This is a genomic window from Actinoplanes sp. NPDC049118, assembly GCF_040648555.1.
Taxonomy (GTDB): domain Bacteria; phylum Actinomycetota; class Actinomycetes; order Mycobacteriales; family Micromonosporaceae; genus Actinoplanes.
In genome coordinates this window covers 57,225-69,364 of record NZ_JBEZDY010000023.1, presented here as the reverse complement: position 1 = coordinate 69,364, position 12,140 = coordinate 57,225, and the positions used below count along the sequence as shown (strand labels likewise).

General features: G+C 72.1%; 14 protein-coding genes. 11 read left to right on the top strand and 3 right to left on the bottom strand.

Features of this window, described 5'->3' with window-relative positions:
- Positions 1-3 precede the first annotated feature (3 nt).
- Positions 4-477 carry a 6,7-dimethyl-8-ribityllumazine synthase gene (gene ribH / locus AB0B58_RS31030; RefSeq protein WP_360230743.1) on the top strand — a complete coding sequence of 158 codons (474 nt, stop codon included), beginning with the start codon at positions 4-6 and terminating at the stop codon, positions 475-477.
- Between the two features lie 142 nt (positions 478-619).
- Positions 620-1,738, top strand: coding sequence for a PQQ-dependent sugar dehydrogenase (locus AB0B58_RS31025; protein ID WP_360230741.1), 1,119 nt, complete (start codon positions 620-622; stop codon positions 1,736-1,738).
- A gap of 9 nt (positions 1,739-1,747) precedes the next feature.
- Here the strand turns inward: AB0B58_RS31025 and AB0B58_RS31020 are convergent, their stop codons facing one another.
- The 3 genes from AB0B58_RS31020 to AB0B58_RS31010 are packed head-to-tail and all read right to left on the bottom strand — an operon-like array spanning position 1,748 to position 4,208.
- Positions 1,748-2,488: an amino acid ABC transporter ATP-binding protein gene (locus AB0B58_RS31020; RefSeq protein ID WP_360230739.1), complete on the bottom strand. Its 741-nt coding sequence runs from the start codon at positions 2,486-2,488 to the stop codon at positions 1,748-1,750.
- Positions 2,488-3,336 carry an amino acid ABC transporter permease gene (locus tag AB0B58_RS31015; protein WP_360230737.1) on the bottom strand — a complete coding sequence of 283 codons (849 nt, stop codon included), beginning with the start codon at positions 3,334-3,336 and terminating at the stop codon, positions 2,488-2,490. The genes AB0B58_RS31020 and AB0B58_RS31015 overlap by 1 nt, the downstream gene beginning before the upstream one ends.
- Positions 3,333-4,208 carry an ABC transporter substrate-binding protein gene (locus tag AB0B58_RS31010; RefSeq protein WP_360230735.1) on the bottom strand — a complete coding sequence of 292 codons (876 nt, stop codon included), beginning with the start codon at positions 4,206-4,208 and terminating at the stop codon, positions 3,333-3,335. The genes AB0B58_RS31015 and AB0B58_RS31010 overlap by 4 nt, the downstream gene beginning before the upstream one ends.
- Positions 4,209-4,285: 77 nt before the next feature.
- Here AB0B58_RS31010 and AB0B58_RS31005 point away from each other — a divergent pair, with 77 nt between their 5' ends.
- The 9 genes from AB0B58_RS31005 to pheT all read left to right on the top strand — a co-directional run bounded on the left by AB0B58_RS31005 (position 4,286) and on the right by pheT (position 12,116).
- Positions 4,286-4,549, top strand: a complete 264-nt coding sequence (locus AB0B58_RS31005; RefSeq protein WP_184991619.1) for a phosphoribosyl-ATP diphosphatase — start codon at positions 4,286-4,288, stop codon at positions 4,547-4,549.
- A gap of 43 nt (positions 4,550-4,592) precedes the next feature.
- Positions 4,593-5,438 carry an ATP phosphoribosyltransferase gene (hisG, locus tag AB0B58_RS31000; RefSeq protein ID WP_360230732.1) on the top strand — a complete coding sequence of 282 codons (846 nt, stop codon included), beginning with the start codon at positions 4,593-4,595 and terminating at the stop codon, positions 5,436-5,438.
- 23 nt (positions 5,439-5,461) lie between these two features.
- Positions 5,462-5,911 (top strand): PH domain-containing protein, encoded by a 450-nt coding sequence (locus AB0B58_RS30995; RefSeq protein WP_360230730.1) that lies wholly within the window; start codon positions 5,462-5,464, stop codon positions 5,909-5,911.
- A gap of 348 nt (positions 5,912-6,259) precedes the next feature.
- Positions 6,260-6,880 (top strand): translation initiation factor IF-3, encoded by a 621-nt coding sequence (gene infC, locus AB0B58_RS30990; protein ID WP_360230728.1) that lies wholly within the window; start codon positions 6,260-6,262, stop codon positions 6,878-6,880.
- A 25-nt stretch (positions 6,881-6,905) separates the two neighbouring features.
- On the top strand, positions 6,906-7,100 hold the full coding sequence (rpmI, locus tag AB0B58_RS30985) for a 50S ribosomal protein L35 (RefSeq protein WP_125806262.1): 195 nt from the start codon (positions 6,906-6,908) through the stop codon (positions 7,098-7,100).
- Positions 7,101-7,139: 39 nt separating this feature from the next.
- Positions 7,140-7,532 carry a 50S ribosomal protein L20 gene (gene rplT / locus AB0B58_RS30980; protein WP_360230725.1) on the top strand — a complete coding sequence of 131 codons (393 nt, stop codon included), beginning with the start codon at positions 7,140-7,142 and terminating at the stop codon, positions 7,530-7,532.
- A 46-nt stretch (positions 7,533-7,578) separates the two neighbouring features.
- Positions 7,579-8,379, top strand: a complete 801-nt coding sequence (locus AB0B58_RS30975) for an RNA methyltransferase (protein WP_360230723.1) — start codon at positions 7,579-7,581, stop codon at positions 8,377-8,379.
- 196 nt (positions 8,380-8,575) lie between these two features.
- Positions 8,576-9,637 carry a phenylalanine--tRNA ligase subunit alpha gene (pheS, locus tag AB0B58_RS30970; RefSeq protein ID WP_360230721.1) on the top strand — a complete coding sequence of 354 codons (1,062 nt, stop codon included), beginning with the start codon at positions 8,576-8,578 and terminating at the stop codon, positions 9,635-9,637.
- Position 9,638: 1 nt separating this feature from the next.
- Positions 9,639-12,116 carry a phenylalanine--tRNA ligase subunit beta gene (pheT, locus tag AB0B58_RS30965; protein WP_360230719.1) on the top strand — a complete coding sequence of 826 codons (2,478 nt, stop codon included), beginning with the start codon at positions 9,639-9,641 and terminating at the stop codon, positions 12,114-12,116.
- Positions 12,117-12,140: the final 24 nt, after the last annotated feature.

The window sequence follows — 12,140 nt, the reverse complement described above, 5'->3', positions numbered from 1 at the left end:
AAAATGGCCGGTTTCGGGGATCCGCACATGAACACCGTCGACGCCGCCGGGGTCAAACTCGGCATCGTGGGCTCGCGCTGGCACTCCGACCTGGTCGACCACATGGTCGAGCGGGCGCAGGCGGCCGCCAAGGCATGCGGCGTCGACGAGGTGATCGTGGCGCGGGTGGCCGGCTCGGTGGAGCTGCCCGTCGTGGCGCAGGCGCTGGCCAAGCGCTGCGACGCGGTCGTCGCGCTCGGCGTGGTCATCCGCGGTGAGACCCCGCACTTCGACTACGTCAACGACGCCGTGACCAGCGGGCTGACCCGGGTCGCGCTGGACGAGCAGACCCCGGTCGCGCACGGCGTGCTGACCGTGGAGAGCCTGGGCCAGGCGAAGGACCGGGCGGGCCTGGAGGACTCGATCGAGGACAAGGGCTGGCAGGCCACGGTCGCCGTTCTCGACGCGGTCATCGCGATCCGGGACCTCGGCAAGTAGGGGCGCCGGCCGCCCGCCCGCCAGTGCCGGCGGGCGGCCGCCGGTGGGGTCGGCACTGCGGGTGATGGCGATCTGCGGGTGTTGATGCTTATGTGTGACGCGGACACGCGGTCCCGTTCACCAGCAGCCCCGGAGGAACGCCATGGCAGTGATCACGACCGGCAGCCGGTGGCGGGCCGGCGTCGCCACGCTGGTCGCGGCGTGCGTCCTCGCGGGCTGTGACGGCGGCGGTGCCGACGGCGCGCCCGTCGTCGTCGCCACGAGCACCGCGCCCAGCACGCCGTCCGCGGCACCGGACCTCGGCGCCGGCGAGGAGATCGCCCGGGGCATCGACGTGCCGTGGGGGCTGGCCTTCCTGCCGGGCGGCGACGCCCTGGTCGCCGAGCGGAACACCGGCCGGGTGCTGCGGCTGACGCCCGGCGGCGGCGCGGCCCGCGAGGTGTACCGGGTGCCGGGCGTCGTGGCCCGCGGGGAGAGCGGCCTGCTGGGTCTCGCCGTCTCACCGGCCTTCGCCGACGACGACCTCGTCTACGCCTACCTCACCGCCGCGCGGGACAACCGCATCGTCCGGTTCCACCTCGGCGGCGGACCGCCCGAGGTGGTCTTCGACGGCATCGCCAAGGCCCGGTTCCACAACGGAGGCCGGATCGCGTTCGGGCCCGACGGCATGCTCTACGCCGGCACCGGCGACGCCGGGGAGACCTCCCGGGCACCGGACCCGGCGAGCCCCAACGGCAAGATCCTGCGCCTGACGCCCGACGGCGCGCCGGCACCGGGCAACCCGGCGGCGGACTCGCCGGTGTACAGCCTCGGCCACCGCAACGTGCAGGGCCTGGCCTGGGACTCCGCGGGACGGCTGTTCGCCACCGAGTTCGGGCAGAGCACCCTCGACGAGGTGAACCTGATCCGGCCCGGGCGCGACTACGGCTGGCCGGAGGTCGAAGGGGGCGGTGACACCGACGGCGGGCGCTACACCAACCCGCTGGTCACCTGGTCCGTTCGCGACGCCTCGCCGTCCGGGATGGCGATCGCCGGCGACACCGCCTACGTGGCCGCCCTGCGGGGGCAGCGGCTGTGGACCATACCGCTCGACGGCGACACCGTCGGCGAGCCGTCCGCGGTGTTCAGGCAGCGCTACGGCCGGCTCCGGACCGTCGAGATCGCCCCGGACGGTGCGCTCTGGCTGACCACCTCGAACACCGACGGCCGCGGCGACGTGCGCGACGGCGACGACCGCGTCCTACGCTTCCCGGCGGGCTGAGCCGGCCCGTCAGAGCCGGCCGGCCTCGATGATCCGGGCGAGGAACTGCCGGGTCCGCGGCTGCGACGGGTCGCCGAGCACCCGGTCGGGCGGGCCGGCCTCGAGGACCCGGCCGCCGTCGAGGAAGACCACCTGATCGGCGACCTGCCGGGCGAAGCCCATCTCGTGGGTGGCGAGCACCATCGTCATGCCGTCGTCCTTGAGACCGCGGATCATCGTCAGCACCTCGCCGACCAGTTCCGGGTCGAGCGCCGAGGTGACCTCGTCCAGCAGCAGCAGCCGCGGGCTGTTGACCAGCGCCCGGACGATCGCGACCCGCTGCTGCTGGCCGCCGGAGAGCCGGTCGGGATAGCTGTCCGCCTTGTCGGCCAGCCCGACCCGGCCCAGCCACTCCATGGCCTGGTCCCTGACCTCGGCGGCGGCCCGCCGGTGCACCCGGGCGGGCGCCAGTGTGATGTTGCGCAGCACGGTCATGTGCGGGAACAGGTTGTACGACTGGAACACCATGCCGATGCGCCGGCGGACCAGGTCCGGGTCGACCCGCGGGTCGGTGATGTCCTCGCCGTCGAGCCGGATGACGCCGTCGTCGATCTCGGTGAGCAGGTTGATGCAGCGCAGCAGCGTCGACTTGCCGGAGCCGGAGGCGCCGATCAGCGCGACGACCCGGTGCTCGTCGACCTCCAGCGACAGGTCGTCGAGCACGACGCCGGCGCCGAAGGTCTTGCGAACGTTCTCGCAGGACAGCAGCATCAGACCCCCGCGGACTGGCGGCGGGCCGCGCGCAGCGTGACCCAGTCGGTGACGGAGATCAGCGGCAGCGCGAGCAGCACGAAGAGCACCCCCGCCACGACGTAGGGCGTGAAGTTGGCGTCCTGCGCGACGCCGATCTGGGCGGCGCGCACGGCATCGATCGGGCCGGCGAGCGACACCAGCCCGACGTCCTTCTGCAGCGCCACCGTGTCGTTGAGCAGCGGCGGCGCGACCCGGCGGATCGCCTGCGGCAGCACCACGTGGCGCATCGTCTGCCGGTACGTCAGCCCCAGCGACCGCGCCGCGGCGAGCTGGCTCGGGTGCACCGACTCGATGCCGGCCCGGAAGACCTCGGCCAGGTACGCCCCGTACGTGATGATCAGCGCGGCCCCGCCCAGCACCAGCACGCCCGGGGTGCCCTGCAGCCGCAGGCCGGGCACGCCGAAGGCCGCCAGGTAGATCACGATGATCAACGGCAGGCCGCGGAACGCGTAGGTGTAGCCCGTCGCCAGCGCCCGTACCGGGAAGAAGACCGGACCGCGCAGGGTGCGCAGCGTCGCGATCAGCAGGCCGAGGGCCAGGGCCAGGACCGCGCAGACGACCAGCAGCCGCAGGTTGAGCCAGAGACCCTCGAGGATGGCCGGCAGGTACCGCCGGGCCACCTCGGGGTCGAAGAACGACTGCTTGACCCGGTCCCAGCCGGGCGCGCCGGTGACCGCCACCACGAGCAGCACGCCGACGACGCCGGTGGACAGGGCCGAGAGCAGCACGGAGCGGATCGTCTGCCGTCGCCGGTAGGCGATCCGCCCGCGCTGGATCTCGGAGGGCCGGTGTAGCTCGGCGCTCACGAGAGTTCGGGGGCCCCGTCCGTGCCGGCCAGCCACTGCTTCTCGAGGACCGCGAGGGTGCCGTCCTGGCGCAGCTGGTCGACGGCCTGGCTGACGCAGCCGGTCAGCGGTGAGTCGAGGTCGAGGACCAGCCCGAACTGCTCCGGTACGCCCACCTGCGGCAACTGGCCGACGATCACGCCGTCCTTCAGCTCGGCCGCGGTCATGTAGAACGCGGTCGGCAGGTCGACCACGATGCCGTCGACCTGGCCGTTCTCCAGGGCCGCCTTGGCGTCGTCGTTGTTGTTGTAGACCAGCGGCTTGGTCTCCGGCTTGATCAGCTCGTTGATCGCCTGGTAGCTGGTGGTGCCGACCTGCGCGCCGAGCCTGGCGGACCGGAGCTCCACGACGGTCTTCGCCCCGGCGATCTTCGAGCCCGCGTTCGTGATCACCGTCTGGCGCACGAGGTAGTACGGCGAGGAGAAGTCGACGGCCTTGCGCCGCTCGGGCGTGATCGAGAACTGGTTGATGTCGAAGTCGAACGCCTTCGGGCCCGGCGCGATGGCGTTGTTGAACGTCACCTGGGTCCACACCACGTTCTGCGCCGGGTAGCCGAGGCGCTCGGCGACCTGGTACGCGACCGCGGACTCGAAGCCCTTGCCGTTGCCCGGCTTGTTGCCGGAGAACCACGGCTCGTACGCCGGGTTGTCGGTGCCGATGGTTAGCTTGCCGGCGGCCCGCGTGTCGAGCGCACCGGCCGGGCAGGCGGAGCCGGACGGTGAGGCGGAGGCGCCGGCCGAGGGTCCCGCCTCGTCGGCGGGCGCGCAGCCCGCGAGTGTGATGAGGAGCACGGCCGCGCCGCCGACGGCGGCGATGGTGAATCTGCTGACCATGCCGGGGAGCTTACCCACGTCCCACCCGTTGGGGTCGTCCGTCGTCATCCCGTGATGAGCTGCCACAATCGTCTCCCGTGAAGACGTTCGAAGAGTTGTTCGCCGAGTTGCAGGCGAAGGCGGTGCAGCGGACCGAGGGTTCGTCCACCGTGGCGGCGCTGGACCGTGGCGTGCACTTCATCGGGAAGAAGGTCGTCGAGGAGGCGGCCGAGTCCTGGATGGCCGCCGAGCACGAGGGGCCGGAGCGCGCCGCCGAGGAGATCTCCCAGCTGCTCTACCAGGCGCAGGTCCTGATGATCGCCACCGGGCTCGAGCTGAAGGACGTGTACCGACATCTCTGACGTGCTCTCCGCCTCTGTCGAATCCGATCGAAGGAGCACGTCGATGCTGCGCATCGCCATCCCGAACAAAGGCACCCTGTCCGCCCCGGCCGCACAGATGCTGCGCGACGCCGGCTACCGCCAGCGCACCGATCCCAAGGAACTCGTCTGCCGTGACGAGGCCAACAACGTCGAGTTCTTCTACCTGCGGCCGCGGGACATCGCCACGTATGTCGGCTCGGGTGATCTGGATCTCGGCATCACCGGCCGGGACCTGCTCGTCGACTCCGGCGTACCCGCGCGGGAGCTGCTCGACCTGGGCTTCGGCGGCGCCACGTTCCGCTGGGCCGCCCCCGCCGGCTCGCTCGACTCCACCGCGTCGATCGGCGGGCGCCGCATCGCCACCGCCTACCCCGGGGTGGTCGAGCGCTATCTGGACGAGCACGACCTCAAGGCCGAGGTGGTGCGCCTCGACGGCGCCGTCGAGAACGCCGTGCGCCTCGGCGTCGCCGACCTGATCGCCGACGTGGTCGAGACCGGAACCACGCTGCGCCAGGCCGGGCTGATCACCGTCGGCGAGCCGATCATGCGCTCCTCGGCGATCCTGATCGGCCGCGAGACGACGGCGGACTCCGGCGCTTCCGCGCAGCTCATGCGGCGTCTGCAGGGCGTGCTGGTCGCCCGCGGCTACGTGATGCTCGCCTACGACGTGCGGGCCGACCTGCTGGAGAGCGCGACCGCGCTGACCCCGGGCATCGAGTCGCCGACGGTGTCGCCGCTGCACCGCGAGGGCTGGGTCGCCGTGGAGGCCATGGTCCGGCGCGACGACGTGCACCGGATCATGGACGAGCTGTACGACCTCGGCGCGCGGGCGATCCTGGTGACCGACATCTCCAACTGCCGGCTGTGAGGGGCCGTGGCACAGTGGTGGACGTGACTTCGACCGAGGCGACCGTCGTGTTCCGGCCCCGCCGCATCCGCTGGGTGGCCGGCGCGCTGGCGGTCGCCGTGGTCGTGCTCTTCACCGTGCTCAGCTTCGGCCTGCACGGGTCGACCGGCGACAACATGGGCGAGTTCCAGCGCGGCGACCAGAGCGCGATGATCGGGCTCGGCGTGCTGATCGGGCTCGGCATCCTCGCCTTCACCCGGCCGCGGGTGATCGCGGACGCCGCGGGCGTCAAGGTGCGCAACGTGATCGGCGGCTACGAGCTGCCGTGGTCCGCCGTGCGGGCGGTGCGCTTCGACCGCAACTCGCCGTGGGCGTCGCTCGAGATGCTCGACGACGATACGGTACCGGTCCATGCGCTGCAGGCCGCCGACAAGGAGTACGCGGTGGAGGGCGTTCGCGCACTTCGCGCCCTCCATTCGGCGGCCACCTCCTGAGCTGGTAGACTCGCCTGGTAGTCGACCACGCCTGCGCACGATTTCCCTCGGGAGAGCGGACGCGGGCGCGAAAGAGGAGCCCGCTGGTTCCCACCCAAGTCACTCCTCGAGTGGCTGGGTCCGGTCAACCGCCCCGGGACCGTCCGGGCGTGGTGTGCGTCCTCATGGGCGCCGATGACCGGTCGAGCGGGCCCTGGCATGCGTGCCGGGGCCTTCTGCTTTCCTGTCGCCCTGCAGATGAGGGCGAGCGGGCCGACCGACATTGGCAGTACTTTTCCTGCGGCGAAACCGCGGGGAGAGGCATCCACTAGATCGTTCTGAGGAGGCCCCATCAGCGTCGAACCACGCGTGAACGAGCAGATCCGGGCACGGGAAGTCCGACTGGTCGGCCCTGAGGGTGAGCAGGTGGGCATCGTCCCGCTTGAGCGCGCCCTTCAGCTGGCTGCGGACGTCGACCTGGACCTGGTCGAGGTAGCGCCGATGGCGCGCCCGCCGGTGTGCAAGCTCATGGACTTCGGCAAGTTCAAGTACGAGAGTGCACTCAAGGCGCGCGAAGCCCGGCGCAACCAGCAACAGACCGTCATCAAGGAAATGAAGCTCCGGCCGAAGATCGACCCGCACGACTACGAGACCAAGAAGGGTCACGTGGTCCGGTTCCTCAAGGCGGGCGACAAGGTCAAGGTGACGATCATGTTCCGTGGTCGTGAGCAGAGCCGCCCCGAGCTGGGTTTCCGGCTCCTGCGCAGGCTCAGCGAAGAGATCTCGGAGCTGGGTTTCGTCGAGGCCAGTCCTAAGCAGGACGGCCGAAACATGATCATGGTGCTGGCACCGCACCGCGCCACCAAGGCCGCCGCCGCGGCCGTGATCGCGGCCAACGCGCGCCCGCCGCGCGAGCCGCGCGAGGGTGACGTCGCCGAGGCACCGCCGGCCGCCGAGCCGGTCGACAGCACCGCTGCCACTGCAGAGTAAGTAATTAACGGAAGAGGCGTTCTAAGTGCCGAAGATGAAGAGCCACACCGGCATGGGCAAGCGGGTGAAGGTCACCGGCAAGGGCAAGATCGTCCGGGAGTTGGCCGGTAAGCGCCACCTGCTGGAGGGCAAGTCCTCCCACGTCACGCGCCGGATGACCGGTACGGTCACGGTGGCCAAGGCCGACACCAAGCGAGTCAAGAAGATGCTGGGCCGCTGACGCGCGCGCCACACACGTTCCCCTGTTAGGAGTACCGAAATGGCACGCGTCAAGCGGGCAGTGAACGCCCAGAAGAAGCGCCGTACGCTGCTGGAGACCGCCAGCGGCTACCGCGGGCAGCGCTCGCGCCTGTACCGCAAGGCCAAGGAGCAGGTGCTGCACTCGATGCAGTACGCGTACCGCGACCGCCGTGACCGCAAGGGCGACTTCCGCCAGCTGTGGATCACGCGCATCAACGCGGGCGCGCGGGCCAACGGCCTGACCTACAACCGCCTGATCCAGGGCCTGAAGCTGGCCGGTGTCGAGGTGGACCGCAAGATCCTCGCCGACATGGCCGTCAACGACGCCGCCTCGTTCGCGGCGATCGTCGAGATCGCGCGGACCGCGGTGGCGGCCGAGGGCACCGGCGGCGCCGCCGCACAGGCTGCCTGAGCAACTCGCTTTCGGGGCGTCTTCCGGGTATCCGGGAGGCGCCCCGATGCTGTTCCCTCCCGGAGGACACGTGACCTTCTCGCCCCGTACCCCAAGGGTCGTCGCCGCCCGGCGCCTGCAGCGCCGCCGCGACCGCGACCAGACCGGCCGCTTCCTGGCGGAGGGACCGCAGGCCGTGCGGTCCGCCCTGGCCGCGGGGGTCGTCCTCGAGCTCTTCGGTACGGACGCGGGGCTGTCGCGGCACGCCGACCTGGCGGCGCAGGCGCCCGTCGTGTCCCCCATCGACGAACCCGGCCTCGCGGCGCTGGCCGAGACGGTCCAGCCGCAGGGCCTGGTCGCGGTCTGCGAGCAGATCGACGTGCCGCTGGCCGAGGCGCTGTCCAAAGGGCCGCGCCTGGTCGCGGTGGCCGTCGAGATCCGCGATCCGGGCAACGCCGGCACCGTCCTGCGCACCGCCGACGCGGCCGGAGCGGGCGCGGTGATCTTCGCCGGCGACGCCGTCGACCCCTACAACGGCAAGTGCGTCCGGGCGTCGGCGGGCAGCCTCTTCCACGTGGACGTGGTGCGCGCCCCGCTGCTGGTGGTCGACCAGCTGCGCGACTTCGGCCTGCAGGTCCTCGCCACCACCGGTTCCGGCGACGCGGGCCTCGACGACCTGCTCGACGACGGATCGCTGGCGAAGCCGACCGCCTGGCTCTTCGGCTCCGAGGCGCACGGCCTGCCCGACGAGCTGCTGAAGGCGGCCGACCGGCGGGTCCGGGTGCCGATCTACGGCGGCGCGGAGAGCCTGAACCTCGCGGCCGCCGCGGCGGTCTGCCTGTACGCCTCGGCTCGCGCCCAGCGCTGACGTCCGGCGCAACCGAGTTGCCCGTCGCGTTATGCTGACGCCATGCGCCGAGTGCTCCCGATGTTTATCCGGCCCGCTGGTCGCGGGCGCCGGGTCTGACACTCCTGCGCGAACTTCCTGACCGGCGGGCGGCGGCCCAGCCGCGCCTCCGTACACTGCCCGATGGCTCATCCGGTGTGAGGGAGTTCGCCCGATCATGTCCTACCGCAACGATCCGTACGATCCGAAGCAGGCCGCCCTGCTCGCCCCCGAGGCTCTCGAGGCCGCCGTCGCCGACGCCGAGCAGGCGTTCGCCGGTGCGCCGGACCTCGACGCGCTCGGCGCGCTGAAGCCTGCACACCTCGGCGACCGGTCCCCGGTTTCGCTGGCCCGGCGCGAGATCGGTTCGCTGCCGCCGCACGCGAAGTCGGAGGCCGGCAAGCGCGTCAACGTGGCCCGGCAGTCCGTGCAGGCGGCGTTCGACGCGCGGCTGGCCGAGCTGGAGCTCGAGCGCGCCGCCCGCGTCCTGGTCGAGGAGCGCGTCGACGTCTCCCTGCCCTGGGACCGGGCACCGCGCGGCGCCCGGCACCCGCTGACGACGCTGATGGAGCACATGGCCGACCTGTTCGTCGGCATGGGCTACGACGTCGTCGAGAGCCCCGAGCTCGAGCTCGACTGGGTCAACTTCGACGCGCTCAACATCGGCCCGGACCACCCGGCGCGCGGGCTCATCGACACGTTCTACGTCGACCTCCCCGGCCTGGTGATGCGCACGCACACGTCGCCCGGCCAGGTGCGGACGATGCTGGACCGGCAGCCGCCGATCCGGGTGGTGTGCCCGGGCCGCGTCTACCGCACCGACGACCTGGACGCCACGCACAGCCCGGTGTTCCACCAGATCGAGGGCCTCGTCGTCGACGAGGGCATCACGATGGCGCACCTCAAGGGCACCCTCGACCACTTCGCCCGGGCGATGTTCGGCCCGGACGCCCGGACCCGGTGGCGGCCGAACCACTTCCCGTTCACCGAGCCGTCGGCCGAGTTCGACGTGTGGTTCGCGCAGCACCGCGACGGACCGCGCTGGGTCGAGTGGGGCGGCTGCGGCATGGTCAACCCGCGGGTGCTCACGGCCAGCGGGGTCGACCCGGAGCGCTACTCGGCGTTCGCGTTCGGGATGGGCGTCGAGCGCACGCTGATGTTCCGCAACGGCGTGAGCGACATGCGCGACATGGTGGAGGGTGACGTCCGGTTCACCCGCAACTTCGGGATGGCGGTCTGACATGAAGCTGTCTCTGTCCTGGCTCCGCGAGTACGTGGAGCTGCCGGCGGTGCTCTCCGCCGACGAGCTCGAGCGCAAGCTGGTCGACATCGGCATCGAGGTCGAGTCGATCGTCGACCAGGCCGCCACGGTCAAGGGCGACCTGGTCGTCGGCCGGGTGCTCGAGATCGAGGAGCTGACCGGTTTCAAGAAGCCGATCCGCTTCACCCGGGTGGACGTCGGCGCCGCCGCGCCACAGGAGATCGTCTGCGGCGCGAGCAACTTCGAGGTCGGCGACCTGGTCGTGGTGATCCTGCCGGGCGGCGAGCTGCCCGGCGGCTTCAAGATCGGTGCGCGCAAGACCTACGGGCGCAACTCCAACGGCATGATCTGCTCGGCCGCGGAGCTCGGGCTCAGCGGCGACCACTCCGGCATCATCGTGCTGCCGCCGGACTCGGCGCCGACCGGCGTCGACGCCCGCCCGCTGGTCGGGCTGGACGACGTGGTCCTCGACCTCGAGATCACCCCCGACCGCGGGTACGAGATGAGCATCCGGGGCGTGGCGCGCGAGCTGTCGCACGCGTACGAGTCGGCGTACACGGATCCGGGCATCGGCGACGCGCCCGGCGCGACGCCGGAGCCGGCGTACCCGCTGCGGATCGACGACACGGTCGGCTGCGACCGCTACGCGGCCCGCATCGTGCGCGGCATCGACCCGTCCGCGCCGTCGCCGGAGTGGATGCAGCGCCGGCTGATCACCGCCGGGGTGCGCACGATCTCCCTGGCCGTCGACATCACCAACTACGTGATGCTCGAGCTCGGCCAGCCGATGCACGTCTTCGACCTGAACCTCGTGCGGGGCGGTCTGGTCGTGCGCCGCGCCCGCATGGGGGAGAAGCTGACCACCCTGGACGGTGTCGCGCGCGTGCTCGACGCCGAGGACATGGTGATCTGCGACGACTCGGGGCCGATCTGCCTCGCCGCGGTCATGGGCGGCGAGACCAGCGAGGTCCAGCCGGACACGGTGGACGTGCTGCTGGAGGCCGCGCACTGGGACCCGGTGATGGTGGGCCGCACCGCCCGCCGGCACAAGCTGTTCAGCGAGGCGGCGAAGCGCTGGGAGCGCGGCGTCGACCCGCACCTGCCGCTGGTGGCCCTGCAGCGCGCGGTCGAGCTGCTCACCGCGCACGCCGGCGGCACCGTCGACGAGCGGGTGCTCGACCAGGACTACGTCGTCCCGCCCGCCGCGGTGATGCTCGACAGCACGCTTCCCGCCCGGCGCATCGGCGTCGGGTACTCGGCCGAGCAGGTGACCACGCTGCTCAGCCTGATCGGCTGCACGGTGCGCGGCACCGAGCCGCTCGAGGTGACGCCGCCGACCTGGCGGCCGGACCTGGTCCGCCCCATCGACCTGGTCGAGGAGGTGGCCCGGCTCGGCGGCTTCGACGTGATCCCGAGCGTCCTGCCGCCGACCCGCGGCGGCGGCGTCCTGACGCCGACCCAGCGCCGCCGGCGCATGGTCGGGCGGGCGATGGCCGAGAACGGCTACGTCGAGGTGCTGTCGTACCCGTTCATCTCGACCGGCGCGGCCGACCTCCTCGGGCTCGCCGCGGACGACCCGCGGCGCAGCGCGGTGCGGCTGACCAACCCGATCTCCGACCAGGAGCCGCTGCTGCGCACGTCGCTGCTCACGCCGCTACTCGGCACCCTCAAGCGCAACCTGGGCCGCGGCGAGCGCGACCTGGCGCTCTACGAGACCGGCACGGTCTTCCTGCCGCACCTGACGGCCACCGCGCCGCCGGTGCTCGGGGTGGACCACGGCCCGTCCGATGAGGACTGGGCGGCGGCGAACGCGATCGTCCCCGAGCAGCCGTGGCACCTGGCGGCGGTACTGACCGGGGAGGTGGCGCCGGCCGGCTGGTGGGGAAAGGGACGCCCGGCGACCTGGTCGGACGCGATCGAGGCCGCGCGCATCGCGATCTCCGCGGCCGGCCTGACCGACGACCGGGTCACGGTACGGGCGGCGGAGAACCCGCCGTGGCACCCGGGCCGGTGCGCGGCGATCGCGGTCGACGGCACCGTGGTCGGGTACGCGGGTGAGCTGCACCCGGGCGTGCTCGCGGCGCTGGAGTTGCCGAAGCGCACCTGCGCGATGGAGCTCGACCTGGACGCGATCCCGGCCACCCCGGTGACCCAGGCGATCCGGATCTCCACGTTCCCGGCGGCGCTGATCGACGTGGCGCTGGTCGTCGACGCGGCGGTACCGGCGGCCGAGGTCGAGGCGGCGCTGGTCGCCGGCGCGGGCGAACTGCTGGAGTCGGTCCGGCTCTTCGACGTGTACGCCTCGGAGCAGGTGGGCGCGGGTCTGAAGAGCCTGGCGTACAAGCTGACGTTCCGCGCGCTGGACCGGACGCTGACGGTCGAGGAGGCCGTCGCGGCCCGGGACGCGGCGGTGGCGCTGGCGTCGTCGCGCGTGGGAGCCACCCTCCGCGGCGCCTGATCAGCTCGACGGCGGCCGGGTCCC

Excerpts from the sequence above, each read along its gene's own strand:
- AB0B58_RS30975 (WP_360230723.1), top strand. The coding sequence starts at position 7,579 with ATGCTGTTCCCTCCCGGAGGACACGTGACCTTCTCGCCCCGTACCCCA.
- AB0B58_RS31010 (WP_360230735.1), bottom strand. The coding sequence starts at position 4,208 with ATGGTCAGCAGATTCACCATCGCCGCCGTCGGCGGCGCGGCCGTGCTC.
- ribH (WP_360230743.1), top strand. The coding sequence starts at position 4 with ATGGCCGGTTTCGGGGATCCGCACATGAACACCGTCGACGCCGCCGGG.
- pheS (WP_360230721.1), top strand. The coding sequence starts at position 8,576 with ATGTCCTACCGCAACGATCCGTACGATCCGAAGCAGGCCGCCCTGCTC.
- rplT (WP_360230725.1), top strand. The coding sequence starts at position 7,140 with ATGGCACGCGTCAAGCGGGCAGTGAACGCCCAGAAGAAGCGCCGTACG.
- pheT (WP_360230719.1), top strand. The coding sequence starts at position 9,639 with ATGAAGCTGTCTCTGTCCTGGCTCCGCGAGTACGTGGAGCTGCCGGCG.
- AB0B58_RS31020 (WP_360230739.1), bottom strand. The coding sequence starts at position 2,488 with ATGCTGCTGTCCTGCGAGAACGTTCGCAAGACCTTCGGCGCCGGCGTC.
- AB0B58_RS31025 (WP_360230741.1), top strand. The coding sequence starts at position 620 with ATGGCAGTGATCACGACCGGCAGCCGGTGGCGGGCCGGCGTCGCCACG.
- hisG (WP_360230732.1), top strand. The coding sequence starts at position 4,593 with ATGCTGCGCATCGCCATCCCGAACAAAGGCACCCTGTCCGCCCCGGCC.